Source organism: Frankia torreyi, from assembly GCF_000948395.1.
In the GTDB taxonomy this organism is placed as follows: Bacteria; Actinomycetota; Actinomycetes; order Frankiales; family Frankiaceae; genus Frankia; species Frankia torreyi.
On the sequence record NZ_JYFN01000005.1, the window covers coordinates 76,809 to 102,150 of the forward strand.

The window sequence follows — 25,342 nt, forward strand, 5'->3', positions numbered from 1 at the left end:
GGAAGGGCAAGGAACCGGAGGGCACAGAGAAGGCCGGCCCGCGCCCCGTCGACAGCACTCCCGTCGGCGGGGCGCCGCCACGTGGCGGCGCCCGAGAATCATGGCAATCGTGGCAAAGCTCGCGGACGGGGCGGAACCGCGGCGCTCCCGCGGCCGCCGGCGGACAATCGTGACGGTGGACAGGCGGGCGCGGGACGTTCCCGATCAAGTGGCGGTGGTCGGCGGCGGGATGGTCGGGCTGTGCGTGGCCTGGTTCCTGCAGGAACGCGGGGTGCGGGTGACGGTCTTCGACCGGGATCGGCTCACCACCGGGCCGACCTGGGCCGGCGCCGGCTCGTCGTGGGGCAACGCGGGCTGGCTCACCCCCGGCCTCGCCACCCCGCTGCCGGAGCCGGCGGTGCTGCGCTACGGGCTACGGGTGCTGCTGCGGCCGGATTCGCCGGTGTACGTGCCGCCGGTCGCCGACGCCGGGCTCGCCCGCTTCGTTGCCGGATTCGTCCGGCACAGCACGACCGGTCGCTGGCGGCGCGCCATGCGGGCACTCGCGCCGCTGACCCGGGCGGCCCTCGGCGCGTTCGACGAGCTCGCGGCGGGCGGCGTGACCGCGCCGACCCGGGCCGCCGCGCCCTTCCTCGCCGGTTACCAGGACCGCGCCGACCTCGACGCGCTGCTCGTCGAGCTCGCCGAGGTGCGCGCCGCCGGCCAGCCGGTCGACGCCGAGGTGCTCGATCCCCTCGCCGCCCGCGACCTCGAGCCGCTGCTGTCCGAGCAGGTCCGTTACGTCGCCTCCGTGCACGGGCAGCGGTTCTGCGACCCGGGACGGTTCGTCGCGGCCCTCACCGAAAGCGTGCGGGCCCGGGGCGGTGCGGTTCACGAGACGACGGCCGTCGCGGGCGTGCGTGAGGTCGGCGACCGGGTCGAGGTGCTCGGCCCGCTCCCCGCGGCGGGCCTGTTCGACGCCGCCGTCCTCGCCACCGGCGCCTGGCTGCCCCGGCTGGCCCGACCCTTCGGGGTCCGCCTGCCCGTGCAGGCCGGCCGCGGCTACAGCTTCCACGTCACGACCGAGCGGCCGCCCAGCGGGCCGATCTACTTCCCGGCCTCCCGGGTGGCCTGCACGCCCATCGGCGACGGCCTGCGGGTCGCCGGGATGATGGAGTTTCGCCGTCCGGACGCACCGCCGGATCCGCGCCGCACCCGCGCGGTGGTCGAGGCCACCCGTGGCCTGCTGCGCGGGGTCGACCTCGACACCCGCACCCACGAATGGGTCGGGCCGCGTCCCTGCACGCCGGACGGCCTGCCGCTGATCGGCCCGACCGCGTCGCCACGGGTGTTCGTCGCCGGGGGCCACGGCATGTGGGGCATCACCCTGGGCCCGGTCACCGGCCGGCTGCTCGCCGACGCCATCGTCGTCGGCACGCCCGCGGCCGACCTGGCCCCCTTCGACCCGCTGCGCTGAGCCGGAACCCCACCGCACGCGTGAGTGCGGCCGGGATGGGTTGACACACCCGTCCCGGCCGCACCCGACTCGCGTTACCGGGCTCGATCAGGCCTCGGTACGCGTGGTGGCGCCGGCACCCCGGCGACGCCGAGCGGCGACCCGCAGCAGCGCACCGCCGCCGAGCAGGGCCACCGCGATCGAGGCCATTGCCCCGGTCTCGACTCCGGTGAAGGGCAGCGCACCGCCGGCGGGCGCCGCGGCACCGGCGCCGACACCCGCGCCCGCGCCGAGACCCGCGCCCGCGCCGACGCCCGCGCCGACCACGCCGACCCCGGCGCCGACGCCGACGCCGACGAAGCACGGGCCGCCGTCACGCTTGTCGCGGTCCTTGTCGTCCTTGTCCCCGAACCAGTCGTCCTTGCCGTCACGGAAGTCCGAGCCGTCCTTGCCGATCGTGCCGTCACGGCCGTCCTTGCCGTCACGGAAGTCCGAGCCGCCCAGCTCGTCGGCCCGCAGCTCCTTGTCGTTGCGGATGTCCTTGTTGCCGAACCCGTCCTTACCAAACCCGTTGTTGCCGAACCCGTCCTTACCGTCGCGGCCGTCCTTGCCGAAGCCGTCCTTGTTGTCCCGGCCGTCCTTGTCGCCGAAGCAGTCGTCGCGGTCGTTCCGATGCCTGCCGTTGTGGTCGAACACGAAGTCGTTGATCCAGTTGCCGATCCAGCCCGGGTTGAACGGCAGGCCCTCGATGCCGTCTTCGCCGAACCCGATCACCAGCACGGAGGCGCTGACGACGCGGGTCTGCAACGCCTGCTTCGCGGGCGTGAGCGGAACCGCCAGCCCGGTGTTGATCGGGGGCAGGATCGACCTGTCCTTGCCCGGCTCGTAGCCGGGGGGGCCACCTGGTCCCCCCGGACCGCCGGGCAGGCCCGGCTGCTCGGGGCCGCCCGGCCCGGCAACCAGACCCGGGTCAGCCGGGATGCTCTGATCGTCGAGCGACTCCGGGCCGCCGGGCACGTCCGGCGAGTCCGTAACCGAGGGCGAGTCCGCGACCGAGGGCGAGTCCGCGACCGAGGGCGAGTCCGTAACCGAGTCCGGCGGTGAAGCGATGATGCCCTCGCCGACCGCGGTGATGGTGTGCTGGCCGGTTCTGGGGAGGTTGACCGGCGCGCTGAACTCACCCGTGCCGCCCGTTACCTGGGCGTGGTACAGGTACTCCCCGTCGAGCGCGATCTCGACCTCGGTGCCCGGGAGGAATCCGCAACCACTGAATGTCACGGTCTCACCGACAGTGACAACGGAATCGTCGAGGGTGCCCGCCCCGGTCGGACCGGCACACACGGTGCCCGCGTCGCCCACCGGCGAATAGCCGGTGTCAGGGCCGCCCGGACCGTCGGGGCCGCCCGGGTCGCCCGGGCCGTCGGGGCCGAAGATGGGCGTGTCGAGCGCCGCAGCTGGAGAAACCGGCAGGGCGGCGAGCGCCATGCCGCCGCCTGCCACCAGCGCAACTCCGAGGGATCGGAACTTCATACAGGCACTCTCCCTGCGGATCATCAGGTCAAGCAGTTGGATGATTGAATACACAGAGAGTAGCGATGATTACTCTCCGTGTCTACAACTCTCCATAGTCAGTTCTTGACTCTGCGTGACCAAGGGGAGGTGACCGGCACCCCCTCGACGTCGAGGCGCTCGGGAACCGGCAGCGGCTGGGGACGGACCGCGAGCGCGGGGCCCGCCTGCGGCTCGAGCACCTTGAGTTCCAGGGTCCTGGTCTGGCCACGATCGACGGTCAGGTAGGTGGAGACGATGGGCAGACCGTCCTCGGAACCGCTGGTCAGCCCGAGCGGCTGGCCGTCGAGATGAGCACCGGCGAACAGGCTGCCCCGACCCGTGTACACCGACAGCCAGAGGTTGTTCTGGGCCTGCGGGTTGCCGCCGAAGTTCCGGACATCCTCGCGCTTGCGGACGTACTCCGGCAGGCCGTCGGGGGCCATGTTGGTCAGTTGGACGGCGATCGTCACCGCGCCGGCTCCGTTCGGCAGCCGCTGCACCCGATAGCTGGTCCGGCGGCGAAGCCAGTAGTCGAGCTTGCTTGCCGTGGCGTTCTGCGTAACGACGGCGAGATAGGGGCCGGATCCCGTCGGCAGCGCGCCACCCAGCGCGGTCGTCGAAAGAACGTCCTGCTCATCGGAGTGGTTGCTTGACAGATTGAGTCGCCCCTCCTTGGCCGCCTTGGACATGGCGGTGAGCAGCTTCGTCGTGTCCCCGCTGCCCGATTCCACCGCCGCATAGACGGCCTGACCCACCTGAGCGAAGAAACGGTCTCGGGCAGGCACCGTCGGGATGCGGGCGTACACCTTGGACTCGACGAGGTCGACCAGGTTTGCCGAGGTGACGACCTGGCCGTCGGGCAGCACCGCAGGCCGGCTGGCCGCCAGCAGATAGGACAGCGTGGTCGGGTCGACGCTGATGGTGCCGTCCACGTCGATGCCAGTCCCGGTCCGGTAGAGATGGGAGTAGAGCTTGCCGACCGTGGGGTAGTCGGGCGTCAGGTTGGCGTTGGCCCACACCCGGTCCGGCCAGAACGACGCGTAGCGCGCCGCGAACGGGCCCGGTAGCACGGTGGCCGGGGTCTGCTGGGTGGGACCGCCAGGTAGCGAGCCGTTGCCGGAGATGCCGTCGAGGGACAGGCGCCCCCGATCCGCGGTCAGCAGGCCGAAGCCGCCGATGATCCCGCCGGTCGCCCGGGACTCGGCGGGGTTCTGGACGATCAGCAGGTAGCGCCTCCGCTCGGAGGCTCCGAGCATGTCCGGCCCGATGCGGGCCGCCAGCGCCACGCTGTCCAACGCCCCGGACAGGGTTCGCCCGCGGTCGATCACCTCGGCGCGGGCGTCCTCGACGCCGCTGACCCGACCCGGCCAGCCGCAGGTCTCGGTTCTCTCGGCGGCCGCCGACAGCGCCGACAGCGCCGCCGCGGCCCGCTCGGCCGGGACGCGGGCCGCCGCCAACGCGGAAACGTTGATCGTCATCTGGTGGCGCAGCCGGTCCGGATTGAGGTCACCGCCGAGGTCCGCGACGGACGGCAGCCCGGCGCCGGCCATCGTGTCGACGGCCCGCACGAGCGCCGCCGCCGAGCGCAGCGGGCAGCCTGCCCACGGCAGCCGTCCGAAGGCCGACCACACCGGGTCGCCGGTGAGTGACCGGGCAGCCCGGGCCCGCTCGGCGATCCCCGCCACCTGTGCCCGGAGCTCATCGTCGGCCGGGATGTCCCCGGCCAGCACCTGCCGCTGCAACGTCGCGATGCGCGTACGGGCCTCGTCGAGCTGCGAGTGCGCCATCAGACCGCGGACGGCCACCCAGCCGGAGAGGCCCGCGATCAGGGCAAACGCGACAGCGAGGCCCCCGATCAGCCAGCGGGCCCGTCCGCCGCGTCGGCGGGACGACGCTGTTCCGCCCGCGGGCTGCCCGCCGCTCGCGCCGGCCACGGTCTGTTCCCCGGCCACGGTCTGTTCCCCGGCCGGATCTGCCACACCACTCGCATCCGCCGCGCCGATCGACTCGGACGCAACGATCGCCTCAGACCCACCTGGCTGACCGGCGGCACCGATCTCACCGGGGGCAGCGGTGACAGTCCCGGGCGCAGGAGCCACCGCACCCCGGTCGGCCGGCCTGCCGGCCGAGGACGCCGAACGCGCCCCGGCCCGGCTCGGCACGCCGTCCGGGGCGGACTCCACGCCGAGCTGGCGCGGAATGGCCTGTCCTGCGTCCGGGCGGCCGCCTGCACCGCTGTTCCCGGATCCCTCAGCCCCCGAATTCCCAGCCGTCACCGGTTGGACGGCGGTCGGGTGGAGTCGCGTCCGCCCGTCGCCGCGGCGGAGCCGGTACCACCCGGGCCGCCGAGACCATGCGAGCTGCCAGCACTCCGCGAGCTGCCGGCACTCCGCGAGCTGCCGGTTCCGGGTGAGCTGTCGGTCCCGGCCGAGCCGTCGGGCCGGCCTCCGGGCGTGTGGCGATCCGCGGGCGGCTTCGTCGCCGACCTGCCGGCGTCGCCCGGCCGAGTCTCACCCCGGCGGGTACGGGCGTGCCCCGGAACAGCGGAGCCGCTGCGCAGCCCGGCGCCGGCCAGGTCTCCCGGCTCGCCGGATTCCGCCGAGGCGGCCGGATCCGCATCGATCGGTTCCCGCGCGGCCGGTACGGAGATGGCCCCACGCCCGCTGTCCCCGGCCGCGGCTCGGGTGCCACCGGAACGGCCGGCCGCGGCGGCCGACGACGACGAGCCCGACGACGACATTCCTGACGGGAACGATCCCGACGACGACGCGCCGGTCGACGCGGGCGCGCCGAGCGGTCGGGCGGGCCCGACGCCAGCGTCCGGCGCGGGGATGCTGGCCGCCCGTAGCGTCGACGAGCGGGCGTGCCGGCCTCGCGGCGCGTAGTTGCCGTACTGGCCGTAGTAGTAGGCGGCGTCCCGCCCCTTCGTCGGGACCATGTTCAGTACCGTGCCGACCATCCGGGCGTCCACCGCGCGCAGCGCCTCGGCGGCGCGGCGAAGCTGCTCGCGACGGGTCCGGCCGACCCGCACCACCAGCAGTACCCCCTCGGCCCGGGTCGCGAGCACCGCCGCGTCGGTCACGGGGAGCAGAGGCGGGGCGTCGATCAGTACGATGTCGAACCGGGCCTGCAGGAGCGCGACGAGATCGGCCATGCCCTTGGAGCCCAGCAGCTCGCTGGGGTTCGGGGGAACCGGTCCGGAGGCGAGCACCTCGACCCGACCCTCCCCCACGCGGCCCTCGCCCCACGGCTGCAGCACGTCGTCGAGGTCGGCGGCGCCAATAAGGACGGAGGTCAGGCCCGCCGCGGACTCGACGCCGAGATAGTCCCCGAACGACGGGCGGCGCAGGTCGCCCTCGATCAGGCAGACCCGGGCACCGCCCTGGGCCAGGCTGATGGCCAGGTTGCAGATCGTGATGGTCTTGCCCTCTCCCGCCACGGAGCTGCTGACGAGGATCGACCGGGGGCCGGCATCCACGTCGACGAACTGAAGGTTGGTGCGAAGCTGACGGAATGCCTCCGCGCGGGCGGAGTGCAGCCGGGCGTTGGTGATGAGCGGCCGGCGGACCGCGTCGGTGTCGAAGGCGATCACGGCCAGGTTGGGCAGGTCCGTCGACTCCCGCGCGTCCTCCACCCCGGAAATGCTGGTGTCCAGGCGGAAGCGGACGAGCGCCACCGCCACGCCGGCAATCAGCCCGAGCAGCAGACCGAGAGCCATGTTGCGGGTCGGTTGCGGGGAGACCGGGGAGACCGGCAGCTTGGCGCGTTCCCAGACGCTCACCCGAACCGACGGCGATTCGTTGCCCGCGGGAGCCTCGATCTGGGCGACGGCGACGGAGAACGACTCGCCGACCGCGTCGGCGATCGACTGGGCCCTTCTCGGCACCCGGTCGCGAACGGTGGCGCGCAGCAGCACGGTGTCCGGGACCGCCTGCGCGGAGATCTGCCCCCGCAGTGCCTCCGGGGTCGACTTCAGGTGGAGCCGGTCGATGACCGAGGCCGCCACCCGCTCGCTGGCCACGAGGTTCGCGTAGGACTTCACCCGCTGCTGGGAGAGCAGCCCGCCCTGGTAGGCCGAGGCGGCGCCCTCGGCATTGTCGGGCGAGGAGACGACCATGGTCACGGACGCGGCGTACTCCTTCGTCGCCCGCCAGGTCGAGGCGGCGGCAAGCAGGCCGCCGAGCACCACGCAGGCCACCATGAGCATCCAGCTGCGGCGAAGGACGCGGACATAGTCGCGCAGTTCCACTCGTCGACCACCCTCCGGGATGTATGTACCGACCACTCACGTCATCGAGGATCGCCTCAACATACTCGATGAGTAGCGATTATTTTACTCTCAGTCACGCTTACCCTATGACCTCATGTGGAGACGTAGAGTAGACGGCACGGTCGACCGGCGGCGGACAGCGCACCTCGCGCGGCGCGTCCTGAGGCTCAACCTCCGCCAACGGGTCGGACTGCAGATCGCCCTGGACAGCGCGGCGATGGTCCTCGGCCTCACGTCGGCCCAGCTCGGAAGGTTCGACTTCGCCCACGACGCCCTGGCCGACCTCGACTTCTGGGTGATCTGCGCCCTGGCGGTCTGCCTGCTCCATTTCCTGGGCACGGCGCTGCACCTCTATCTGGGGCGTTACCGCTTCGGCGGCTTCGAGGAGGTCCTCGGGCTGCTCGTGGCGGTGCTGCTGACGAACGTCGGCGTGCTCGTCGTCATCGCCGTGTTCAGCTCGCCGCGCCCGATGCCGCTGAGCGTGCCGCTGCTGGGCGGTGCGGTGACCCTGGTCGTGATGTTCGGCGTGCGCTACCTGTGGCGGCTGGTGGAGGAGCAGCTACGCCGGCCGAACCGGGACAGCGCCGAGCCGGTGCTGATCTTCGGCGCCGGCGACGGAGCCGAAGGGGTCCTCGCGGCGATGCTGCGCACCCAGGACAGCCCCTACTACCCCGTCGCCCTGCTGGACGACGACCCGAACCTGCACAACCTGCGCCTGTTCGGGGTCCGGGTGCTCGGCGGACGGGAGTCGATCGGCCCGGTTGCGGCAGCCACCGGAGCGAGGACCCTGCTGGTGGCCATCCCGAGCGCGGACGCCGGACTGCTCCGGGACATCAGCAGAATCGCCGAGAGCGTCGGTCTCATCGTGAAGGTCCTGCCCAAGGTCGCCGATCTGATCGACGGACGGGTCGGAGTCGGCGACATCCGCGACCTGGACCTCGCCGACCTGCTCGGCCGCCGCCAGGTCCGCACCGACATGGCCGCCGCCGGGAGCTACCTGGTGGGGCGCCGGGTGCTGGTGACCGGCGCGGGCGGGTCGATCGGCTCGGAGCTGTGCCGACAGATCGCCGGGTATGGTCCGGCCGAACTGATCATGCTGGACCGGGACGAGTCCGCGCTGCGGGCGGTGCAACTGTCGATCACCGGCCGCGCGATGCTCGACGACGACGCGATCGTGCTCGGCGACATCCGCGACCTCGACCTCGTCACCACGCTGTTCATGGAGCGCCGACCGCAGGTCGTCTTCCACGCCGCCGCCCTCAAACACCTCCCCCTGCTCGAACGCTTCCCCGGGGAGTCGGTGAAGACCAACGTCTGGGGCACGCTGGCGATCCTGCGGACGGCCGTGGCCTGCGGCGTCGAGCGGTTGGTGAACATCTCGACGGACAAGGCCGCCAACCCGGTCAGCGCGCTGGGCTACTCGAAGCGGATCACCGAACGGCTCACCGCCCACCTGGCCCGGGAGGCCGACGGAACGCTGGTCAGCGTGCGGTTCGGCAACGTGCTGGGCAGCAACGGCTCCGTGCTCACCGTCTTCGCCGGCCAGCTCGCCGCCGGTGGCCCGATCACGGTCACCCATCCCGACGTCACCCGGTACTTCATGACCATCCCCGAGGCCGTTCAGCTCGTGCTGCAGGCCGGCGCGCTCGGCGCCCCCGGTGAGGCCCTCGTCCTCGACATGGGCGACCCGGTGCGGATCGCGGACGTCGCCGCGCGGCTCGCGGCTCGCGAGAGGCAGCCGATCGAGATCGTCTACACCGGCCTGGGCCGCGGGGAGAAGCTGCACGAGGAGCTGTTCGGCGACGGCGAGACCGACCAGCGCCCGCACCATCCCCTGATCTCGCATGTCGATGTGCCCGCGCTGGACCCGACCCGGGCGCTCGCCCTCGACCCCTGGGCCCCGCCGGCGCAGGTGCTGGCCGAGCTCGCCGCCCTGGCCCGCGAGGAGGTCCTCGTCCCCGCCACCGCGGCTGTCGAGACCCCGGCCGCCCCGCCCGCCCCGGCGGCCGGCCTGATTCCCCGCCAGCCGACCGCGGACCGCTCCGACGCCACCCGGCCCGTCACGCCGTGACCCGGCGGGCGGCGATGGGTCAGAATCGCTCGGATGCCGGTGCACCGGGCACCGCGCCGGGACCGGCGCCCGGTGTGGTGCCGGTCCGGTCGGCGTACCAGGCGACCGTCGCCTCCAGCGCGGCGGCGAGGTCCAGTCCGGTCGCATCGGGGAACAGCGTCCGCATCGTCGCCGCGTCCGCCTGGGAGTCGCGGATGTCGCCGGTGCGAGGGGCGTCGTGGTGCACGCTCAGCCGGCGCCCGACGATGCGCTCCAGCTCGCTGATGACGGTGAGCAGATCCGTGCGGGTGCCGAAGGCGATGTTGACCGGCCGCGGGTGGCTCACCCGGCGCACCGCCGCGTCGCACAGCATGTCGGCGATGCCCGCCACGTAGGTGAAGTCCCGGGTCTGGCGGCCGTCGCCGTGGACCGTCAGCGACCGTCCCGCGAGCGCGGCGTCGATGAAGGAAGGGACGACGGCGGCGTAGGCGTGCCCCACCGACTGGTACGGGCCGAACACGTTGAACAGCCGGACGGCCAGCACGGGCAGGCCGAACCCGGCCTGATAGGCCAGCGCGTACCCCTCCGCGGCGAGCTTCGAGGCCGCGTAGGGGCTACGCGGCAGGGTGGGGGCGTCCTCCGCGCGGGGCAGCGGCCCCGCCCCGCCGTAGACGGACGACGACGACGTGAGGACGACGTGGGTTTCGGCGCGCTGGGCGACGCCGAGCACCGTCAGGGTGCCCGTCGCGTTGACCGTGTGGGTGGCCATGGGGTCCAGCAGTGAACGTTCCACCGACGGCCGCGCGGCCAGGTGCACGATGCTCCCCGCTCCCGTGCACGCCTCCTCGACCAGGGAACGGTCGGTGACGCTGCCGATCACCAGCTTCACGGGCAGGCCCGCGAGGTTCGACACCGCCCCGGTACTGAGATCGTCGATCACCACCACCTCGGCCCCGGTGGCGAGCAGCGCTCTGGTCAGGTGGGCACCGATGAAACCGGCACCGCCCGTCACGACTACCTTCACCGATTCATCACCCTTCGAATTCAGAAGGATGCTGATAGTAGTTGAGTCGACCCGATCCGCCGACCACCCCGCGCGGAGGCGGCCGAGAACACCGCCCACACGGCTACCTTGAGTGTCACGTTGAACTCATAGTGACGCCGGTCTAGGGTCACCGCGTGCCCGACCACCCGCGCTCGCTGGTCATCGTGGGCGCCGGCGGCCACGGCCGGGAGTTGCTCGACGTGGTCGAGGCGGTCAACATGGCCGACGGCCGGACCCGCTACACCTTCCTCGGCTTCCTCGACGACGGGTCGGCGGACCCCGACCCCGTCGCCCGCCGCGGCGCGCCCCTGCTCGGCGGGCTGGACCTGCTCGGCCGCCTCGACGCCGACTACCTGATCGGCTTCGGTGACGCCGCCGCCCGCCTCCGCGTCGACCGGTACGCCAGCGTCCACGGCCGGCGCCCCGCGACTCTCGTCCACCCCCGCGCCAGCCTCGGCGGCGACGTCCGCCTCGGGCCCGGCACCGTGGTCTGCGCGCTGGCCAGCATCACCACGAACGTCCGCACCGGTCGGCACGTGGTGGTCAACGTCGGCGCCAGCGTGGCCCACGACTGCCGCCTCGGCGACTACGTGACGGTCGCGCCAGGAGCGCGGATCTCCGGCGGGGTGGCCGTCGGCGCCCAGGCGTGGATCGGCGCCCAGGCCAACATCGTCGCCCGCCGCAACGTCGGCGACCGCGCCGTCGTCGGCGCCGGTTCCGTCGTCACCGACGACATCCGCGCCGCCCAGGTCGTCGCGGGCGTGCCCGCCCGGCCGATCGACGCCGCCCCCGACCGACCGCGGCCGCCCGGCGACCGCACCGGCCGCCCGCCCGGCCAACGCGACGCCCCGACATCGGGCTGAGGGCACCGATTCGCCTGTTTCGGCCCGGCGGGTGCCACCCATGGCCCTAGGATCGCCTTGTGGAGCGTTGGTTCAACCTCGCGGGCTGCGACAACGTACGCGATCTCGGTGGGCTGCCCACCGTCGACGGAGCGGCCACCCGGCACGGCGTGTTCCTGCGCTCCGATTCGGTGCAGACGCTGACCGAGGCCGATGTCCTGCTGCTGCGGGAGACCTTCGGTCTGCGGACGATCATCGATCTACGGGCCAGGGAAGAGGCGGCGCGGGAGGGCCGGGGGCCCCTCGCCGCACATCCCATCGACTATCACAACCTGTCGTTCCTGCCCGGCGAGTGGGTGATGCCGGACGATCCGCGGTACCCCGCGATCGTCCGGGACCTCGACTCGGTCGACCGCATCGAGCACTACCTGGACTACCTGCGGCTGGCCGGCCCCGCCGTGGCACAGGCGCTGCGGGTGCTGGCCCAGCCCACCACGGGCCCCGCGTTGTTCCACTGCGCGGCCGGCAAGGACCGCACCGGCGTCCTCGCGGCCCTGCTGCTGAGCATCGCCGGGGTCGACCGGGACGCGATCGTCGCCGACTACGCGCAGACCAACGAGCGGATCCACCTGGTCAACGCGCGCCTGGCGAAGCGTCCCTCCTACAACCGGCCGACCGCCCCGCTCACGCCCGACCAGCTCTCCTGCCGCCCGGAGGTCATGCGGGGCTTCCTCGCCGGCGTCGACGCCGGCTGGGGCGGCCCGGCCGCCTGGGCCCTGAAGGCGGGTCTCGCCGAGTCGGACCTGACCGCGCTGCGTCAGAGCCTGGTCGCCTAGTCCACGCCGGCAGCGGACCGTCCGGACTGCCATGACTGACCGGACCCCACCGACCCCACCGCCGCCGGGGGAAGATGCGCACATGTACCACCGGGTGTCCCTGCGAGCGGTCCTGGCCGTTCTGCTCGCGGTCACGCTGGTGGCGAGCTGCGGCATCCTGCGGCGGACCCACCGCGTGCCGGACGACCTGATCCCGGTGTTCCGCTCGGCCGCCACCGCGTACGGCATCCTGACCCCCGCCCAGCTCGCCGCGCAGGCACGCGTCGAAAGCAAGTTCGACGCGCGGGCGGTGTCGCATGCCGGTGCCCGCGGCATCATGCAGTTCCTGCCCACCACCTGGGCGGCCTTCGGGCTCGACGGCAACGAGGACGGTGTGGCGGATCCGCTGGACCCCCGCGACGCCATCCTGTCCGCCGCGTACTACGAATCGCGGCTCGCCGAACAGGTCGCTCACCTGCCGGGGGACCGCGTCTCGCTGATCCTCGCCGCCTACAACGCCGGGCCGGACGCCGTGCGTCTCGCGGGCGGCATCCCCGACATCGGCGAGACCCAGGCGTACGTGACGAAGGTCCGGGACTGGGCGGACACCTACTCCGACCAGCTCTGACCAGACCGCCCGCGCCGTCGGTCTCCTCAGCCCACCCGCAGCCGCTCCCCCGGCACCACGACCTCGTCGCCGGGGACGAGCTGACGCCCGCGGCGACTCTCCACCTCTCCGTTGACCCGCACCAGGCCGCCCGCCAGCAGCCCCTTCACCTCCGACCCGACGCCGACGACGTCGGCGAGCTTGAGGAACTGGCCCAGCCGGATCGCGTCACCCTGGATGCTCACCTCACGCATGCCCTCAAGCATCGCCGGTACCCGTGGCCGGGCGCGCGGGGCATCCCCCGGTGCACCCACCCCGTCGAGCCCGCCCGGTCCGCCGGCCTTGGGCCGGACACGCCGCACAGCGGGCTGCTCGCGGCCGACGCCCCGCACAGGCACCATCGGGCGTGGCCGGCGCGACCGTGAACACACCCGCTCACCCGCGTCACCGGCCCGTCCGGACCACCGTTCGGGAACGACAATCCACATCCCGGGCGGAGGGCTGAGGCATGCTGGCGGACGTGGCAGGTATCCCCTCGGACCCGTCGGACGGGACGGGCAGGCGCGGCAGCGGATCCCCGCGACCAGCGAAAACGCCCGGCAGCGGCCCGCCGGCACCGCGCGCCGCGCCCCCGCCTGCCGCGCCGGACGGTCGAGAAGCCCCACTCCACGGCTCACCCGCCGCGCCGGCCGACCCACTCCGTCCACCGGACGGCCCAGGTGACTCGCCGGACAGCCTGCTCGACTCGGACGATTCACGCGCCCCATCAGGCGAACCACGCGCCCCGGCGGACGGTCCCTTTGCCTCGGCGGGCGACGGGGACGGCGACCCCACGCCGGCCGAGGCCGATCGGGCGGCCGCGCGACGCCGCATCGCCGCGCGCGGGCGGGCGAGGCGCGGCGTGCGCACCCCCGCCCTCGGCACCGCGGCCCCGGGCGAGCTACCCGCCCTCGACGACTACCCGGACCAGCGCATCCCCCCGCTGGACAGCCTGCGCACGGGTGTCCAGACCGGCGATGGGTCGGGATCGGCGACTGTCGGCCGCACGGGCGAGGACGTGGTCCGACGGGTCGAACGCTCCAGCGGGATGCTCGCCTCCCGGGCCGCGGCGCGGATGAGCGAGGTCCTGCCCTGGTTTCCGGCCATGTCGGCGAGCCATCGGGCCGGAATCCAACTCGTGGTGCAGGCCGGTATCTCCTCGTTCGTCGAGTGGTGCCGGCGGCCCGAGCATGCCCGGCAACTGTCGGAGGACGTCTTCCGGGTCGCCCCACGCGAGCTCGTGCGGGCGGTGACCTTCCGCCGCCTGGTCGATCTGGTCCGGGTCGCGGTGGAGGCGATCGAGGCCGAGGTGCCGAACATGGCCGGCCCGGAGGACGAGCTGCGGCTGCTCGCCGACGTCCTGCGCTACTCCCGCGACATCGCCTTCGCCGGGGCGGTCGTCTACGCCCGCGCCGCCGAGGAGCGCGGCGCCTGGGACGCCCGGCTGGAGGCGCTGGTCGTCGATCACGTGGTGCGCGGCGAGGTGGACCGGGCGCTGCCGTCACGGGCGGCGGCGGTGGGCTGGCGCAACCCGCCGGCCGTGACCGTCATCGTCGGCGGGGCCGAGGGCAACGCGCCGGAGGCGGTGGTCGACGAGGTGCACCGGCTGGCCCGGGCGGCCCAGCTGGAGGTGCTCGCCGGGGTCCATCACAACCGGCTGGTGATGGTGGTCGGCGGCCGGTTCGCCACTTCCGACAGCACCGGCCGACCCGACGGGATGGCGACCGCCACCGCGGCCGGCGACAACGCGACCGCTGGCGGCCCCACCGGCGCAGGCACGCCGAGCGGCCCGGCGCCGGGCCGGCAGCCCGGCACTGCGGTGCACACCGCGCTCGACGCGGCCCGGGCGCTGCTGCCCGCCTGCGGTCCGGGGCCGGTCGTCGTCGGCCCGGTCGTCGCCGACCTGACCGGCGCGCCGCGCGCGGCTCGGGTGGCGCTCGCCGCGACCGACGTCGTCGCCGCCTGGCCGGCCGCGCCCCGGCCGGTTCAGGCCCGGGCGTTGCTGCCGGAACTGGCGCTGGCCGGGGATGCCGACGCCCGGCGGGCGCTTGTCGAGGAGGTCTATCTGCCGCTGCGCGACGCGGGCACGCCGTTGTTGGAGACCGCCGGGGCATACCTCGACTTCGGTTCGTCCCTGGAGGCCACGGCCCGAGCCCTCTATCTCCATACCAACACTGTCCGTTACCGGCTACGGAAGGCCGCGGAGGTCTGCGGTCTCGACCCGGCGGATCACCGGGAGCGTTTCATCCTGCATGTTGCGCTCGTCCTGGGACGCCTCGACGGTGCGTTATCTACAGGGAAAACATGATCGGGTGCATCGCTCCGGAGTCGTCGCACCCCAGTGCGAGAACGGTCACATCAGGCCACTCTGCTGGCCTGTCACGCGAATCCGGCCCGATGCCCGCAGCACGAACGAATTCACGGTGACGGCAGATCGGTTTGTAGGCCATCTACAACGCCCGGTCGGGACATCGGTGAGTGGCCGCCAGCGACAAGTAGTCCTCGCGAAGGGTTAGGTAGTCACGTGCTCGCGATCCTCGCACCCGGCCAGGGTGCACAGACCCCCGGACAGCTCCGCGCCTGGCGTGGCCTCCCCGGGGCGGAGGAAAGGCTGCGCTGGTGGTCGGCCGCGGCCGGCATCGATCTGCTGGAGGTCGGGTGCGAGGCGCCCGCCGAGACGATCCGGGACACGGCGATCGCTCAGCCGCTCATCGTCGCCAGCGGTCTCATCGCCGCCGAACAGCTCGGCCTGCCGGTCGCCGCCCCGGTCGGTACCACCTCGCTCGTCCTGGCGGGCCACAGCGTCGGTGAGATCACCGCCGCGGCCCTCACCGGCATCCTCTCGGCGGAGGAGGCCCTGGTCCTCGTGGCCCTGCGCGGCCGCGCGATGGCCGAGGCCTCCGCGCGGACCGAGACCGGAATGACGGCGCTGCTCGGTGGGGAGCCGGAGGCGGTGACCGCCCGGCTGGACGAGCTCGGTCTGACTGCGGCGAACCGCAACGGCGCCGGCCAGATCGTCGCCGCCGGCACGACGGAGGACCTCGCCCGGCTCGCGGCGCAGCCGCCCGCGGGCGTCCGGCTGCGCCCGCTGTCCGTCGCCGGTGCCTTCCACACCCACCACATGTCCTCGGCGCGCGACGCGCTCGACGCCGTCGCCGGCGGCATCCGGCCGGCCGTGGCCCGGGTGGCGACCCTGTCCAACGCCGACGGCGCGATCGTCACGGACCCGGCCGATCTCGTCTCCCGACTCGTCGCCCAGGTCGCCGCGCCGGTGCGGTGGGACCTGTGCCTGGCGACACTGCGGGAGCTCGGTGTCACCGCGGTCATCGAGCTGCCACCGGCCGGCACCCTGGCCGGAATCGCCCGCCGCGAACTGCCCGGCGTGAAGATCCTCGCCGTGAAGAGCCCGGACGACCTGCCCGCCGCGCGCGACCTGATCGCCGAACACGTCGGCACCGACCACCTCAGCCAGGCGCCGGCGAGCCCAGCGCCGCGGACGCCGCCGGACGCGCTGCCGGCAGGCGACGCGGCCCTCGTCGGGGTGCGGGCGTGAGCGCCACGGGCGGAGCCCGGATGCTCGGGCTCGGCGTCTACCGCCCGGCGCGGGTCGTCACCAACGACGAGATCGCCCAGCGGGTCGACACCTCGGACGCGTGGATCCAGAGCCGCACCGGCATCGCCACCCGGCGGATCGCCGACGAGGAGGAGACGACCGTCGCCATGGGCGCGGCCGCCGCGGAGAAGGCGCTCGCGGCCGCCGGCCTGACGGCGGACACCATCGACCTCGTCATCGGCGCGACCTGTACCTCGCCCTCGCAGATCCCCGGCGCCGGGCCGCAGATCGCCCACCGCATCGGGGCCGGCCAGGCCGGCGCGTTCGACATCAACGGCGCCTGCGCCGGGTTCAGCTACGCGGTGTCGACGGCCGCCGACATGGTTCGCGCCGGCAGCGTGCGCCACGTCCTCGTCGTCGCCACCGAGCGGCTGTCGGACTACACCGACTGGGATGACCGCAGCACCTGCATCCTGCTCGCCGACGGCGCCGGGGCGACCGTGATCGGCGCGGCCGAGACCGACGAGATCGGCCCGGCGGTCTGGGGCCACGACGGCTCCCGGCCGGAGGTGATTCGCGTCCCCGGCTACGGGGACAACATGTTCCGCATGGAAGGCCAGGCGGTCTTCCGCTGGGCGATCTCCCTGGTGCCGACCGTGCGGCAGATCTGCGAACGGGCCGGCGTGGCGCCCGACGAGCTCGCGGGTATCGTTCCGCATCAGGCCAACCTGCGGATCGTCGAGGCACTCGCGACGGGCATCGGCGCCACGAACGCCGCCGTCGCCCGCGACGTCGTCGACTCGGGCAACACCTCCGCCGCGAGCATTCCGCTGGGGCTCGCCCGCCTGCTCGACACCGGCGAGATCCGCCGGGGCGACCCGGTGCTGCTGTTCGGTTTCGGCGCCGGCCTGACCTACTGCGGGCAGGTCGTGCGATGCCCGTGACCTTGCTTGACCTCGCGGCGCGGATGTCCGCGCGCCGCGCCCCCGGCGGTCCGATGACCGGGCCCGCCACACCCCTGTCCCAGGTACCAGCACCCCGGCGCACGCCCGCGACGATCGCCTGATCGCGCGCAGCCACCGCCGCCACCAGAGCCCAGATCCCACAGGAGGAACCACCGTGTCCCAGGACATTCTCGCCGGTCTCGCCGTCATCCTCGAAGAGGTCGCCGGTGTCGACCCCGCCGACGTCACCCCCGAGAAGACCTTCATCGACGACCTGGACGTGGACTCGCTGTCCATGGTCGAGGTGGTCGTCGCCGCGGAGGAGAAGTTCTCCGTGAAGATCCCGGACGACGACGTGAAGTCCCTCAAGACCGTCGGCGACGCGGTCTCGTACATCCAGCGGGCTGGTGTGGCGGCGTGACCACAACCCCAAGGCAGGTCGTCGTCACCGGCCTCGGGGCAACCACTCCCCTCGGTGGCGATGTCGCCTCGACGTGGGCGGGTCTGCTCGCGGGCCGCTCCGGCGCCAGGCGGCTCACCGAGGAATGGATCGAGCAACTTCCGGTCCAGATCGGCGCGCCGCTCGCGGCAGAACTCCCGCTGGGCCGGGTCGAGGCACGCACCCTCGACCGCAGCCAGCAGATGGCGCTGGTCGCCGCCCGCGAGGCGTGGGCCGACGCGGGCTCGCCCGACGTCGACCAGGAGCGCCTCGCGGCCTGCGTAGCCTCCGGCATCGGCGGCGTGATCACCCTTCTCACCCAGCACGACGTGCTGCGGGAGAAGGGTGCCCGGCGGGTCTCGCCGCACGTGGTGCCCATGCTCATGCCCAACGGACCGGCGAGCACGGTCGGCCTGGAGTTCAAGGCCAAGGCGGGCGTGCACGCCCCGGTCAGCGCCTGCGCGTCCGGCTCGGAGGCCATCGCCCTCGGGCTGGACATCATCCGGGCCGGTCGGGCGGACGTCGTCATCGCCGGCGGGACCGAGGCCGCGATCGCGGCCCTGCCGATAGCCGGCTTCGCCCAGATGCAGGCCCTGTCCCGCCGCAACGACACGCCGGAGACGGCGTCCCGCCCGTTCGACAAGGCGCGGGACGGCTTCGTGCTCGGCGAGGGCGCGGCGATCCTGGTCCTGGAGGCCGCCGAGCACGCCGCCGCCCGCGGCGCGCGGGTCCACGGCACGCTGGCGGGCGCCGGGATCAGCTCGGACGCCTACCACATCGCCGCGCCGGATCCCACCGGTGCCGGCGCCGCGCGGGCCGTTCGTGCCGCGTTGCGCTCGGCGTCGCTGGAGCCCACCGACATCATCCACATCAACGCACACGCCACGTCGACCCCGTCGGGTGATGTGGCTGAGGCAGTGGCCCTGCGCTCCGCGCTGGGCAACCACATCGACGAGGTCGCGGTGACGTCGACCAAGTCGATGACCGGTCACCTGCTCGGGGCGGCCGGCGCGGTGGAGGCGGTGGTCAGCATCCTGGCCCTGCGCGAGCGGATCGTCCCGGCGACCCGCAACCTCGACGCCCTCGACGACGAGATCGCGCTCGATGTCGTGAGCATCGACAACCGCAAGATCGGCACGGGCGCGGCCCTGTCGAACTCGTTCGGCTTCGGCGGCCACGACGTCTGTCTGGCCTTCACGGTCTGACGACCCCGCCGCGGGGACGGCCCACGCCGCCCCGTACCGGCCGGGCACCCGGCCGTCACCGTCGGGACGCCGGCGGAGCCGCATGCCGCGCCCAGCCAGGCGCGGATCCGGATCCGCCGGCCACAGCGACGGCGGTGAGGCACCGAACGGGTGCCCGCCTGGCTCAGCACCACCCCTGCTCCGCCGCTGAGCGCTGCACCAGATCCGCCCATCGCAGTCACCTAGATGTCGCCGTGACGCCGGCCGCCCCACCGCCGCCACGGCACCGCCCGCCGGTGCGGCGGGCGCCCATGGTCGCCGGACCGAGTGTCTCGCGGGTGCCGGCGCGTACCCCAGGTGGTCGCGCGTCGGCCGATGAACCGGTCCGACGCCGTTCAGGCAAGGAGACGCACGGTGAGTCTGTCCACGATCGACCGAGTTGACCCCCGCACACCCGAGGCCCGGCTTGGCCGGTTCTTCGACGCCGACACGGTGTCCCTGTTCGCAGCCGGCGACACCTCTGGGGTCGTCGCCGGCCAGGGCCTCGTCGACGGGAACGAAGTCGTCGCATTCGCCACCGACCCGACCGTACAGGGTGGGGCGATGGGGCGCGACGGCTGCGCCCGCATCGTCCACGCCATCGAGTCCGCCGTCCGGCTCGGCTGCCCGGTCGTCGGCATCTGGCACTCCGGCGGCGCCCGACTGCAGGAAGGCGTCGCCTCGCTCGACGGTGTCGGACGGATCTTCGCCGCGACCGTCCGGGCCTCCGGCCGTGTCCCCCAGCTCTCGCTGGTGCTCGGCGCGGCGGCGGGCGGCGCTGCCTACGGCCCTGCGCTGACCGACATCGTCATCATGGGGCCCGAGGCGAAGGTCTTCGTCACCGGCCCGGACGTGGTGCGATCGGTGACAGGCGAGGAGTGCACCGCCACCAGCCTCGGCGGCCCCGAGGTGCACTCCAAGCGCAGCGGAGTCGTGCACGTGACCTGCGACTCCGAGGACGAGGCGATCGAGCGGACCCGCGCGCTCGCGGTGCTGCTCGCCGACCAGCGTGACATCGGCCAGGTCGCCGGGCGCGAGCTCGCCGAGCTGCTGCCCGAGAACCCGCGGCGGGCCTACGACGTGCGGCCGCTGGTGAACGCCGTGCTGGACGGCGAGGGCATCGAGCTGCACCCGAAGTGGGCCCCGAACATCGTGACCTCGCTCGGCCGGCTCGGTGGCCGCACCGTCGGGGTGGTCGCGAACAACCCGCTGCGCCGCGGCGGCTGCCTCGACGCCACCTCCGCCGAGAAGGCGGCGCGCTTCGTGCGCATGTGCGACTCGTTCGGCGTGCCGCTGATCGTCCTGGTCGACGTGCCCGGCTACCTGCCGGGCGTCGGGCAGGAATGGGAGGGCGTCGTCCGCCGCGGGGCGAAGCTGCTCTACGCCTTCGCCGAGTGCACCGTGCCCCGGGTCACCGTCGTGACGCGCAAGGCCTACGGCGGCGCGTACATCGCGATGAACGCCAGCTCGCTCGGGGCGACGGCCGTGTTCGCGTGGCCGACGGCGCAGGTCGCCGTCATGGGCGCGGAGGCCGCCGTCGGCATCCTGCACCGGCGCAAGCTGGCCGAGGTGCCGGCCCAGCGCCGACCGGACGTGCTCGCGGAGCTCACCGAGGAGCACATCCGCACCGTCGGCGGCATCGACCGGGCCGTCGAGCTGGGTGTGATCGACGCCGTCGTCACCCCGGCCGCGACCCGAGGCGCTGTCGCCTCCGCGCTGGCCAGCGCGCTCGCCGACGCCCGCGCCGACAAGAACGTCCACGGCAACATCCCGCTGTAGCGGCCACCGGGGCCACCGCGCCCCGTCTCCCGGTACCCTCGGACTCCCCTGACCCGGGGTCCGAGCCGGAGACCGTTCCGCCCCCGACCGTCTTCCCCTGCGTCTGTACCGCCCGATCGTGGCACTCATCCGTCCGCCAACTGCATCCAGGTGCGCACGACGTTGCTCATCTGCCGCGGGTTCATCCACAGGGCGGCGCGGGCGAAGATCGGATCCGCCCGCAAGGCGACCTCACGCCGCTCCGGTGCGGCGGCGGGCGCGATCGCCCGCATGTGCTCAAAGCTGAGACTGCCCGCGCGGAAGGCTTCACCGGAGGCCGGCAGCGCCTCGACGGCACGCGCGACCACCAGTGCCGTGGCCGTCGTGGGGTGCACCAGCCGGCATTCCCGCCGCAGCCAGGCCGCGGCCGACCGCGCACCGTCGAGCCGCCACAGCCCGCGCCGGTCGAATTCGGCCAGCAGCCGGATCCACAGCGCGTCGGTGGCGTCGACCAGCCGGCGGACGTCGACGACCAGCAGGGCGACCTCCGCATCGGGCAGCTCGCGCGCGTCGACGGCGACGACCCCGCCCAGCAACGCCTCGACATCGATCACGATCACCAACCCCTCCCGCACCGATGCACCGCACCGGACTCGGGCGGAACTCTGCCCACCCCACGGCGCATCAATCGAACGTATGTTCGCATAGTAGAGCGGGTTGCGGCGAAAGCCAACCGCCGACTCAGCTCCGTCACCATCGGGCAAGATGTTTACCTGTTGCGAAATAACGATTCGCCGCCAGGCGTTGATCCGCCTGGAGGTGTGTGCATGTCCCTGCAGGTCGACAGTCCCGGCCGGCCCCCGGCGACGGAGCCGGACCGGCCGGACTCCGGTACCAGTGCCACGGCTGGATCAGCCGTGGTGGCCGCACCGAGCGGCGGCACCTTCGCCGCCCTGCGGATACCGAACTTCCGCCGCTTCCTCACCGGGCAGGTCGTCTCGCTGTGCGGGACCTGGATGCAGACCATCGCCCTGGGCTGGCTGGTGCTGTCGCTGGGCGCCTCGGGAACCGCCCTCGGCCTGGTGACGGCCGCACAGTTCCTGCCGGTGCTGCTCTTCGGGCCCTACGGCGGCCTCATCGCCGACCGGACCAACCGACGACAGCTACTGATGATCACCCAGGTCGGTTCCGGGCTCGCCGCGCTGGCCCTGGGCGTGCTGGATCTGACGGGCACCGCCCGGCTGTGGATGGTCGCGGTGGCCGCGGCGCTCATCGGCCTGTGCAGCGCGGTCGACAACCCGGCCCGGCAGAGCTTCGTGCAGGAGATGGTCGGTTCCGATCACCTCCCGAACGCGATCACCCTGAACTCGGTGACGGTGAACGCGGCCCGCATCGTCGGACCGGCCATCGCGGGCGTGGTCATCCTGGCCGTCGGCACGGCCGGGTGCTTCCTGATCAACGCGGCGTCGTTCGGCGCGGTGCTGGTCGCCCTGCACCGCATGGACACCTCGGCGCTGTACGAGAGGCCGCCGGTGCACCGGGCGCCGGGGCAGCTACGGGCCGGTTTCGCCTACGTCCGACGCACCCCGGCGCTGCGCATTCCGCTGATCATGATGCTGGTCATCGGCGCGCTGTCGTACGAGTTCCAGGTCGTGCTGCCGCTGGTGGCGCGGGAGACCTTCGGCGGCAACGCGGCGACCTACAGCATGATGACCTCCGCCATGGGAGCCGGCGCGGTCATCGGCGGGCTGCTGGTGGCCCGTCGCCGCCGCATCGGCGTCCGGCCGCTCGGAGTGATCGCCGGGGCCTTCGGCATCGCGTTCCTGCTCGCCGCCGCCGCGCCCTCCATCGAGCTGGAGCTGGCCGCGCTCGTGCTGGTGGGCGGGACGAGCGTCGCGTTCATCTCGACGGGGAACGCGACCGTGCAGCTCTCCGCCGACCCGGCCATGCGCGGGCGGGTGCTGGCGCTGTGGTCGGTGGCGTTCCTCGGCACGACCCCGTTCGGCGGGCCGATCGCCGGTTGGGTCGCGCAGACCTTCGGCCCGCGCGCCGGCCTGCTACTCGCCGCCGGCGCGGCCCTCGCCGCGGCCGTGTTCGCCCTCGCCTCGCTACGCCCCTCCCCGGCCGCCGACACCCAGCCCCCGGCACGGGGCAGAGCGGGGCGGGCGAAGGCGATCGAATGACCCTCAGCGGTCACTCGACCTAGTTGCCGGGGGCCTCCTGGCCCTGACCCGTGGCCGACGGCCGGCCGGCGAGTGGGGTCGGCGGGGCCGCCGCCGGGACCGTGAACGACGACCCTGCCGCCTCGGCGGAGCTGCTCGCCGCCGCGCGGCCGAGCTCGGGCAGCTTGTGCAGCTCCCGGGTCTGGCCGCGATGCGCCCGCACGGCGTCGGAATGGTAGCGCTCGGCGACGTTGAGGAAGTCCGGCTCGTGGTATCGACGGCCGTCGACGGTGGGCCCCGTGCGGCCCTCCATGATGGCTTCCACATCCTCGCCGGTGATCGTCTTGTGGGTCTCCAGGGCGTGGGTCAGGGCGAGGATCTCCCGACGGTTCGCGCCCAGCACCGCCTCGGTGCGCTCGTAGAGCTCGCGCAGCTTGACCTCGACCTGCTCGCCGAAGGGCCGGTCGGCGTCGATGGAGGCGTTACCCATCTGCTGTTCGAGCATGGACAGCCGGGAGGCCAGGGTCTCGCCCATCGCCGCCGAGGAGATGAAGTTGGCGACGAGCAGGGTGGCGCTGCGCAGGTCGCCGCCGACCCCGACGGTGTTGTCTCCCTCGAAGAACATCCGCTCCCCGGCGAGGGAGGCCAGCGAGACCATCACCTGGATCTCGATCTCGGACTTCCACATGAACATCCGGTCCTCGACGGCGACGTGGGCCACGAAGCCGCCAACACCGCCGCGCCGCTCGATGGTCGCCAGATCGATCACGCGACCGCGCTGCATCCGGTAGGCGACGACGGCGTGGCACGCCTCGTGCAGGGCGATGCTGTGCCGTTCCCGGTCGATGTGCTCGTGGTCGTCGGCGAGGCCGTACTCCTTGATCACCCGAGCCCGGAGCATGTCCTGCCAGGTGATCACCTCGCGGCCGTCCTTGACCGCCTGCACCAGCGCCTCGTTGACGGTGTCCTTGATGGTCGCGCCGGTGGACTCCGGGCTCATGATGGCAAGCCGGTCGATCTGCTCTGGGGTGAGCTCGTGGCGCACCTTCGCGAGGTACCCCTCGAAGGTGCGGATCCGGCCCTCCTTGCTCGGGTAGCCGACCTTGTACTGGCGGTCGATACGGCCGGGACGCAGCAGCGCCTCGTCCAGCGACTGCGGCATGTTCGTCGCCATCATCACCAGGATGCGGTACTTCGGCGGCGGCTTCGGACGCATGCCGAGCGTGCGGCGCACCACCCGGTTGAGGAACCCACGCGGCTTCTTCAGCCCCGACATCTCGGTGAGCAGCGCCTGCAGGGTGCCGTCGAACCCGCCGCCACCACCGCCCATCACGAACTGCTCCCGCGCCTGCTCCCGGGTGATCTCCGAGCGGGCGGCGGAGCTGAGGTAGGACAGGCCGTTGCACAGGTCACGCGATCCGCCGTCGCCCCGCGCGCCGAACGGGTCGGCGAGGCGTCCCGCCGGGCCCGATCCGGCCATGCCCGACGCCATCCGGGACGCCCCGGCCGCGGGCGCGCCCTGGCGGGCGAACCACGACCGCGCCCCGCTGCCCATCCCACCGAAGCCGCCGTTCAGCGCGCCGCGGCTGCCCAGCGTGTCGGCCTCGTCGAAGAAGACGATGACGCCGCCGTAGCGCAGCGAGAGCTTGCGCAGCTTGCGGAACAGCGACTTCACCTTGAGGATGCCCACGCCGATGAACATCGCCGAGAAGGCGCCCGGGTCGACGAACACGAAGGGTTTGCCGGTCTCCCCGGCCACCGCCTCCGCGATGAGCGTCTTGCCGGTGCCGGGCGGCCCCCACAGCAGGATGCCGCCGGGCACGTGCCCGCCGCGACTCTCGATCTCCTCGGGCCGTTCCAGGTAGAAGACGTTCTCCTGTACTCGGCTGACGACGTGGTCCTGACCCCACACGTCGGCGAAGCGGGTGGTGATGTCCTCCGGGAAGTAGGTGTCGACCCCGCCCTTGGACAGGAACCAGAACATGACGACGAACTGGCCGACGACCAGGACCATCAGCAGGACGATCTGCAGGACGAACGGGATGGCCTTCCACAGATCACCCGGCACCTGCACGAGCGCGTCGAAGACCGAGGTGTGGGACAGCCGGGCGTAGACGAACAGGGCGAGGGCGAGCGCCACGACCCACTTCGCCGCGCGGCTGAGCCGGTAGCGGTTCCAGTCGTTGAGCCGCAGCATCCGGCGCTCCGCCCGGCCGAAGACCCGGTCGGTCCAGAACACGTGGTAGGCCGACCACCGCTCGGCGATGAGCATGTGGAGCTGATGCAGCACCTCAAGGCCGAACAGGACGAGCACCCAGGCGCTCTTCCTGGCCTGGATCCGGAACGCGTCGCCCCAGGTCATCAGCGGATCGCCGGAGACGTCCGCAGCCACCACGAACAGGAACACGGCGCCGAGCAGGATCAGGAACTTCACCCGGTCCCACAGCGGGAGCGGTCGGCGGCGCGGCTTCCCGTCGCCCTTGGCCGTCGTCTCCGGCTGCGCCGTCGCAGTCGACGCCGTCGGCCCGCCGGGCGGCACAGGGCCGTCCGGCCCGTCAGCGCGGATCCCGTCCGCGCGGATCCCGTCTGCGTGGTCCATCACGCCCATC

20 protein-coding genes are annotated in these 25,342 nt (G+C 73.1%); 13 read left to right on the forward strand and 7 right to left on the reverse strand.

All coding sequences use genetic code 11. The features are described from left to right. Nucleotides 1-166 precede the first annotated feature (166 nt). On the forward strand, nucleotides 167-1,456 hold the full coding sequence (locus FF36_RS04780; RefSeq protein ID WP_255354297.1) for an NAD(P)/FAD-dependent oxidoreductase: 1,290 nt from the start codon (nucleotides 167-169) through the stop codon (nucleotides 1,454-1,456). 87 nt (nucleotides 1,457-1,543) lie between these two features. On the opposite strand, the gene FF36_RS31395 is transcribed toward FF36_RS04780, so the two are convergent. The 3 genes from FF36_RS31395 to FF36_RS04795 form a co-directional block, all read right to left on the reverse strand. After that, the gene (locus FF36_RS31395; RefSeq protein ID WP_052680956.1) at nucleotides 1,544-2,965 is read right to left on the reverse strand and encodes a collagen-like domain-containing protein; all 1,422 of its coding nucleotides are present in this window, start codon (nucleotides 2,963-2,965) and stop codon (nucleotides 1,544-1,546) included. Between the two features lie 98 nt (nucleotides 2,966-3,063). Beyond that, nucleotides 3,064-4,965, reverse strand: coding sequence for a DUF4012 domain-containing protein (locus tag FF36_RS04790; RefSeq protein WP_236705943.1), 1,902 nt, complete (start codon nucleotides 4,963-4,965; stop codon nucleotides 3,064-3,066). 293 nt (nucleotides 4,966-5,258) lie between these two features. Continuing rightward, nucleotides 5,259-7,235, reverse strand: a complete 1,977-nt coding sequence (locus FF36_RS04795; RefSeq protein WP_044883744.1) for a tyrosine-protein kinase domain-containing protein — start codon at nucleotides 7,233-7,235, stop codon at nucleotides 5,259-5,261. A 115-nt stretch (nucleotides 7,236-7,350) separates the two neighbouring features. On the opposite strand from FF36_RS04795, the gene FF36_RS04800 reads away from it, so the two are divergent. Further along, complete coding sequence (locus FF36_RS04800; protein WP_044883745.1) at nucleotides 7,351-9,327, forward strand: nucleoside-diphosphate sugar epimerase/dehydratase; 1,977 nt, start codon at nucleotides 7,351-7,353, stop codon at nucleotides 9,325-9,327. Between the two features lie 19 nt (nucleotides 9,328-9,346). Here the strand turns inward: FF36_RS04800 and FF36_RS04805 are convergent, their stop codons facing one another. Further along, nucleotides 9,347-10,330 (reverse strand): NAD-dependent epimerase/dehydratase family protein, encoded by a 984-nt coding sequence (locus tag FF36_RS04805; protein WP_044883746.1) that lies wholly within the window; start codon nucleotides 10,328-10,330, stop codon nucleotides 9,347-9,349. Nucleotides 10,331-10,485: 155 nt separating this feature from the next. On the opposite strand from FF36_RS04805, the gene FF36_RS04810 reads away from it, so the two are divergent. The 3 genes from FF36_RS04810 to FF36_RS04820 all read left to right on the forward strand — a co-directional run bounded on the left by FF36_RS04810 (nucleotide 10,486) and on the right by FF36_RS04820 (nucleotide 12,636). After that, the gene (locus FF36_RS04810; RefSeq protein ID WP_044883747.1) at nucleotides 10,486-11,214 is read left to right on the forward strand and encodes an acetyltransferase; all 729 of its coding nucleotides are present in this window, start codon (nucleotides 10,486-10,488) and stop codon (nucleotides 11,212-11,214) included. Between the two features lie 59 nt (nucleotides 11,215-11,273). Further along, a complete protein-coding gene (locus FF36_RS04815; protein ID WP_044883748.1) occupies nucleotides 11,274-12,029 on the forward strand; it encodes a tyrosine-protein phosphatase in 756 nt (251 codons plus the stop codon). Between the two features lie 82 nt (nucleotides 12,030-12,111). Then, the gene (locus FF36_RS04820) at nucleotides 12,112-12,636 is read left to right on the forward strand and encodes a lytic transglycosylase domain-containing protein (RefSeq protein WP_044883749.1); all 525 of its coding nucleotides are present in this window, start codon (nucleotides 12,112-12,114) and stop codon (nucleotides 12,634-12,636) included. Between the two features lie 26 nt (nucleotides 12,637-12,662). Here the strand turns inward: FF36_RS04820 and FF36_RS04825 are convergent, their stop codons facing one another. Next, nucleotides 12,663-12,869, reverse strand: a complete 207-nt coding sequence (locus FF36_RS04825; RefSeq protein WP_173667291.1) for an RNA-binding S4 domain-containing protein — start codon at nucleotides 12,867-12,869, stop codon at nucleotides 12,663-12,665. Nucleotides 12,870-13,516: 647 nt separating this feature from the next. Between FF36_RS04825 and FF36_RS04830 the strand changes: the two genes are divergently transcribed. From FF36_RS04830 to FF36_RS04855, 7 genes are all read left to right on the forward strand, one after another. Beyond that, nucleotides 13,517-14,962, forward strand: coding sequence for a PucR family transcriptional regulator (locus tag FF36_RS04830; RefSeq protein ID WP_370657115.1), 1,446 nt, complete (start codon nucleotides 13,517-13,519; stop codon nucleotides 14,960-14,962). Nucleotides 14,963-15,178: 216 nt separating this feature from the next. After that, nucleotides 15,179-16,207, forward strand: coding sequence for an ACP S-malonyltransferase (locus FF36_RS04835; RefSeq protein ID WP_044883750.1), 1,029 nt, complete (start codon nucleotides 15,179-15,181; stop codon nucleotides 16,205-16,207). A gap of 20 nt (nucleotides 16,208-16,227) precedes the next feature. Then, nucleotides 16,228-17,151 carry a beta-ketoacyl-ACP synthase III gene (locus tag FF36_RS04840; RefSeq protein ID WP_044883751.1) on the forward strand — a complete coding sequence of 308 codons (924 nt, stop codon included), beginning with the start codon at nucleotides 16,228-16,230 and terminating at the stop codon, nucleotides 17,149-17,151. After that, nucleotides 17,148-17,273 carry a hypothetical protein gene (locus tag FF36_RS39875; protein WP_255355677.1) on the forward strand — a complete coding sequence of 42 codons (126 nt, stop codon included), beginning with the start codon at nucleotides 17,148-17,150 and terminating at the stop codon, nucleotides 17,271-17,273. Before FF36_RS04840 ends, FF36_RS39875 begins: the two co-directional genes overlap by 4 nt. Nucleotides 17,274-17,326: 53 nt before the next feature. Beyond that, nucleotides 17,327-17,572 carry an acyl carrier protein gene (locus FF36_RS04845; protein ID WP_009742445.1) on the forward strand — a complete coding sequence of 82 codons (246 nt, stop codon included), beginning with the start codon at nucleotides 17,327-17,329 and terminating at the stop codon, nucleotides 17,570-17,572. Beyond that, a complete protein-coding gene (fabF, locus tag FF36_RS04850) occupies nucleotides 17,569-18,795 on the forward strand; it encodes a beta-ketoacyl-ACP synthase II (RefSeq protein WP_044883752.1) in 1,227 nt (408 codons plus the stop codon). The genes FF36_RS04845 and fabF overlap by 4 nt, the downstream gene beginning before the upstream one ends. A gap of 393 nt (nucleotides 18,796-19,188) precedes the next feature. Then, nucleotides 19,189-20,592, forward strand: coding sequence for an acyl-CoA carboxylase subunit beta (locus tag FF36_RS04855; protein WP_044883753.1), 1,404 nt, complete (start codon nucleotides 19,189-19,191; stop codon nucleotides 20,590-20,592). A gap of 125 nt (nucleotides 20,593-20,717) precedes the next feature. On the opposite strand, the gene FF36_RS04860 is transcribed toward FF36_RS04855, so the two are convergent. After that, a complete protein-coding gene (locus FF36_RS04860) occupies nucleotides 20,718-21,191 on the reverse strand; it encodes a DUF222 domain-containing protein (RefSeq protein WP_052680957.1) in 474 nt (157 codons plus the stop codon). 207 nt (nucleotides 21,192-21,398) lie between these two features. On the opposite strand from FF36_RS04860, the gene FF36_RS04865 reads away from it, so the two are divergent. Then, entirely contained in the window at nucleotides 21,399-22,754 is a 1,356-nt protein-coding gene (locus FF36_RS04865) for an MFS transporter (protein WP_082121679.1), read from the forward strand. 19 nt (nucleotides 22,755-22,773) lie between these two features. Here FF36_RS04865 and FF36_RS04870 read toward each other — a convergent pair whose 3' ends face one another. After that, nucleotides 22,774-25,332, reverse strand: coding sequence for an AAA family ATPase (locus tag FF36_RS04870; protein ID WP_370657114.1), 2,559 nt, complete (start codon nucleotides 25,330-25,332; stop codon nucleotides 22,774-22,776). Nucleotides 25,333-25,342: the final 10 nt, after the last annotated feature.